The sequence below is a fragment of the Mesorhizobium sp. M4A.F.Ca.ET.050.02.1.1 genome (assembly GCF_003997725.1).
In the GTDB taxonomy this organism is placed as follows: domain Bacteria; phylum Pseudomonadota; class Alphaproteobacteria; order Rhizobiales; family Rhizobiaceae; genus Mesorhizobium.
This window is the reverse complement of record NZ_RZSG01000447.1, coordinates 1-4,974: the sequence shown is the minus strand read 5'-3', so window position 1 is coordinate 4,974 and position 4,974 is coordinate 1. Positions and strand designations below refer to the sequence as shown.

The window sequence follows — 4,974 nt, the reverse complement described above, 5'->3', positions numbered from 1 at the left end:
TCGACCTGCAGCGCAGTCTCGGCGCCCACACCGTCTTCCTCGAGCCAGGTCCGCTGAAGGAGCGTTTTCCCTGGCTCAATGTCGAGGATCTCGGCGGCGGCTCCTGGGGCTCGCGGGAAGAGGGCTGGTTCGATTCCATGGGCATGATGAACGGCTTCCGCCGCGCCGCTCGCGCCAGCGGCGTCGAATACATCGACAACGCCGTGACCGGACTGGATCTCGCCGATGGGCGGGTTGTTTCAGTCCGTCTCGCGACAGGTCAGACGGTCGCCTGTGGAACCCTGGTCAACGCCGCCGGTCCGCGCGCGCAGCAGGTCGCGGCGATGGCTGGCCTGTCGATCCCGGTGGCGCCCTACAAACGCTACAGCTTCGTCTTCGCCAGCGCCAATCCGATCCCGGGTCGCATGCCCAATGTCATCGACCTCTCCGGCACCTTCGTGCGTCCGGAAGGCGAACTCTTTCTCACCGGCAACACGCCGCAGGGCGACGGACCGGCCGACTACGACGACTTCGAAATGCACTTCGAGGAGTTCGACGACCATATCTGGCCGGCGCTGTGGCACCGCATTCCGGCTTTCGACGCGCTGAAGGTCCAGACCAGCTGGACCGGTCACTACGAATACAACATGCTCGACCACAACGGCATTGTCGGCTTCCATCCGGAGGTGAGGAACTTCATGTTCGCCAACGGCTTCTCCGGGCACGGCCTGCAGCAATCGCCAGCCGTCGGCCGAGCGGTGTCGGAGCTGATCGTTCACGGCGCCTTCCAGACGCTCGATCTGTCGCCATTCTGCTACGAGCGCATATCGCGCAACGAGCCTTTTCTGGAGGAAGCGGTGATCTGAGTCCGGCTCCGACGCGCGGGCCATGATGAAGATCATAGCGATGCTGACCATCAGGAGGCGCGCCTGGCCCGAATGACGGACCAGACTGTCAGGCAGCGGATTTGAGCGCCGCTATCTTGTGCAGAACGGCGTCACGCGCGCGCTCGAAACGTTGCAGGGCGGGCATCAGGTCGGCGCCGGCGATGCACGATGTCTCGATGTCGCGGCACAAATTGGACAGGGCTTCAAAACCGAGCATGCCCGACGACGAGACCAGTGAGTGTGCGTCGCGTTGGACGACGTCGCGATCGATCGCCTCAGGCGAGATCGAAACGAGCCGGGTCCTGAGCACGTCGGCCAGCTTGTCGAGCAGCTTGTCCACTCTGTTCTTGCCGAGCACCGTCTCGAGATTTCCGAAGACATCGGCATTGAAGTCCCGGCCGCCGTCTGCGGCCGGACCCGGTTCGCCGGCGTTTCGATCCGGCCCGCGGCCGGTGTTGCGGACGATTGCCGCCAGCAATTCGGCCTGCTTGAAAGGCTTCCCGACATGGTCGGTCATGCCGGCGGCCTGCAACTCGGCGAGTTGGAACGGCAGCACGTTGGCGGTCAACGCGACGATCGGGATATCCCGCGCCGGGGAATTGAGCGCCCGGATATGCCGGGTTGCGCTGAGCCCGTCCATGACCGGCATCTGAACGTCCATCAGCACGACGTCATAGGTCCGGTTCTGCACCGCCGCGATGGCCTCCGTGCCGTCGACCGCGATGTCGACTTCGTGTCCGCGGGATCGAAGTACCGCGCAAGCGATGTCACGGTTGATCTCCATGTCCTCAACCAGCAGGATCCGGGCAGGCGCCGTCGTCTGGTTCATCGCCTCGACAAATCGGGAGGGTTCCGCTTCCGAGCCGGCCTCGGCAAGCGCGACTTCGAACCAGAACAGCGAACCTTCGCCGGCCGTGCTTTCAACGCCGATCCGCCCACCCATCAGTTCGACGAGGCGCTTCGAGATCGCCAGTCCGAGACCGCTGCCTCCAAATTCGCGACGGATCGATCCGTCAACCTGCGAGAAGCGCTGGAACAGACGATCGCGCTGTTCGGACGAGATGCCGATGCCGGTGTCGCGGACGGCAAAGCGCAGCCCGACCGGTCCGGCGCCGGAATCGCCGATGCGGTCGACGGCCAGGGTGACACTTCCCGTGGCGGTGAACTTCACGCCATTGTTCAGAAGATTGAGTAGAACCTGTCTCAGCCTGTCCTGATCGCCAATCAGGCGGGGCGGCAAGGTCGGGTCGACCTTCCGGACCAATGCAAGACCCTTGCGTGCGGCGACGCCGCCGACGATCGAGAGCACATTGTCGATCAAGGCGCCGAGCGCAAACGGATGAGCGTCGATTTCGATCTGACCGGCTTCGATCCTGGAGAAGTCGAGAATATCGTTGACGACGGTAAGCAGCGCCGCGGCCGACGTGCCGATGCGCTCGGCATAGCGCCTGTTTTGTTCCGACAGTTCGTTGGAGGAAAGCAGCAGGTCGCCATAGCCGATTACACCGTTGAGCGGCGTGCGGATTTCATGGCTCATGGTCGCGAGGAAGGCCGTCTTGGCTTCACTCGCCTGCTCGGCGTTCATCTTGGCGATTTCCGCTTCGGCCTTGGCAAGCTTGAGTTCCTCGGCTCTCTGCTCCTGAAGCGTGACGTCGCGCTCGGTGACGACCAACTCGGCGGGGCTTCCCGTCCGGTCGCGCACCAGCTGCAGGGTGATTTCCGCCTGCACCCAGTCGTCGTCCTTGCGGTGCAGCGTGAACACGCCTTTCGATTCGTCGATTTCGCCGCGCGCCAGCTTCGCATACTCGGCCTGGAGACGAGATCGCTGCTTTGGGTGGACATCCGAAAACGCATTTGAATTTAGAAGTTCCTCGGCCGTGTAGCCGAGAAGCCGCATGCAGGCAGGCGAGGTGTAGAGCCGCGTTCCGTCGAAGGCGACGCGGCTGATCATGTCCGAGGTATTTTCCGCCAGGAGGCGATAGAGCGCTTCCCGCTCGGCCAGTTCGCTCGTCTTTCGATCGACGAGTACCTTGATCGTTTCGGCACGGCGGGCGAACAAGGACAGCAGGAGGCCGAACAGGGCGGTGAAGACGATGCCGCTCGCGAGCACGAGGAGCGGCTCCCGGCTGGCGACGCTTTGCTCGAACGCGGGCGTGCTGTGCCACGAAAGTGTCCAACGCTGCTGCATCACGTCGACCTGCTTTCGTATCGAAAACGCCGGCGCGGACGCGGACTGGTTGGGCTCACCACTCTGGTAGATCAATGCATCGGCGTTCTCGCCGTCGCCGTCATAGACCTGCAATGTCAGCGAACGGTCTTCGCTCGTCGTCAGCCCGCTCATGAATTTCTGCGCGACGAAGGGCGCATAAATCCAACCGGTCAGGGCCGCGCGTCGCTCGTCGACCGAACCAAGCGGCACGTTCTTGCGGTACATGGGATGGAGCAGGATGAAGCCGTTGCTCTTTGTCTGGTCCTGCACCAGCACGATGCGCTTGGTGATGGCCGGCTTGCCGGTATCTCGCGAGAGAGTCGCGCCCTCCAGGCGATTGCTCTCGAACGCGATGTTGAGCCCAAGCGCCGGACGGTTCGGTGCCAGCGGCTCGATATAGGTGATGATAAAGCGAGGTTCGCCGGGAACGTCGGGGTGGATCGTGAATTGCGGCTGCGCCATCTGCGCCCGTAAAAGGAAGTCCGATATCTTTTCCGCCGGAACGTTTTCGATGTAGCCGATGCCGTTGACGCCGGGCATGCTGCGCTTGAGGTCGAGGACATCGACATAGGAGCGCCACTCTTCGGCACTCACGGAGTTCGATCCTTCGAAGAAGCCGACGCCGCCAAGCAAGGCCTGATCGTAGGACGCCAGGCGGTGCATCAGCGCCTGCTCGTTTTCGATCGCCATGGAGGCGAAAATCGCGCTGTTGCGATCGTAGATGAACTGGTTGCTTGCCTTCCAGCCGTAGAACGTCAGGCCGAGGGGCAAAAGCAGCGTAAGGATCGCGGCAATCGGCAATGCGCCCAGCGGTGTGCCGCGCCAGCTGAGCTGGCGCTTGGCGCCGGGGGCAATGAGCACGATTGGCAAAAAAATGACGATGCCAAGCACATCGCCGCTCCACCATGTGAGCCAGTTGTGCGCCACGCCCGCGGGAGGAACAACGCCGGCGACGTACAGGGAGGTCACGCCAACCGAGGGCGCGACGATGCAGCTGAACGGAGCGGCGGCAAGGAACAGCGCGATGATATCGCGCATGCCCCTGAGATTGATCGGTATCCCGACCACGCGACCGACAAGCCACCGCGCGACCAGGGCCTGCGCGGTCGAGCCGCCAGCAATCGCGGCGGCAACGGCGAGCTTGTCGAGCGCCCAGCCGGTTTCAGCTGAATAGCCGCCGCCGATAGCGGCATTGAGCACGAGCGATCCGACGAAGATCCCCGGCCACAATGAACGCCCGTAGGCGAGCAATGCCCCGACGGCGATGCCGGATGCCGGCCAGATGATTGTCGCGTAGCCGGGCGGCACGGCCAGAAGCAGCCCAAGCTGGCCGGTCAGGTAATACAGAGCCGCAACCGCGACGATCTTGGCCAGCGCGTGCGACAGCGGGCGTTGCATAGGGTGAAGAATCATCACCAAACGCGACATGGTTCGCTCACGAACACCGAGATTGCCCCGACATCCGGCAGGGCGTGACGAAGTGATTCGCTCATTCCTGCGACAGCACGCACATTCGTAAGCCAACCCGACGAGGATCAGAATTCGGCAGATCGCTGCTTCGATCCCGCCGAGATTGCGCCGAACGAGTCAACGCCCGATTAATGCTGCGACTGTCTTTGCCAAAGGCAGAGCAGAGACGCTGATATGCTTCAGAGCCGCTCTCGTTGCATCTGTCCGCTCGTGTTCGGCCGCACTGCCGTGTCGACGCCTAGCTGCTCAGGTGCGAAAATTCCAGACGATCCTGTGCGGCCGACAGGCGTTCTTCCGCCGATCGGAACATGTCCTCGAAGGCAAGCTCGTGCTCGAAGATGACGCCGCCGACCTGAACGGCGAGCACGTCCTCCGTTCCCTTGGGCGCGAAATAGACGTCGCGCACCCGCGCCTTGATGCGTTCGCCGA

2 protein-coding genes and 1 pseudogene are annotated in these 4,974 nt (G+C 63.1%); 1 reads left to right on the top strand and 2 read right to left on the bottom strand.

Annotated features, from left to right (window positions below; all coding sequences use genetic code 11):
* Positions 1-845: FAD-binding oxidoreductase (locus tag EOA33_RS24085; protein ID WP_145989255.1), on the top strand; the 845-nt coding region annotated here is incomplete at its 5' end.
* Positions 846-933: 88 nt separating this feature from the next.
* Here the strand turns inward: EOA33_RS24085 and EOA33_RS24080 are convergent.
* A complete protein-coding gene (locus tag EOA33_RS24080; protein ID WP_189347356.1) occupies positions 934-4,473 on the bottom strand; it encodes a CHASE domain-containing protein in 3,540 nt (1,179 codons plus the stop codon).
* A gap of 310 nt (positions 4,474-4,783) precedes the next feature.
* Positions 4,784-4,974: pseudogene (locus EOA33_RS24075) on the bottom strand (GGDEF domain-containing protein); the annotation flags it as partial.

Excerpts from the sequence above, each read along its gene's own strand:
- EOA33_RS24080 (WP_189347356.1), bottom strand. The coding sequence starts at position 4,473 with ATGCAACGCCCGCTGTCGCACGCGCTGGCCAAGATCGTCGCGGTTGCG.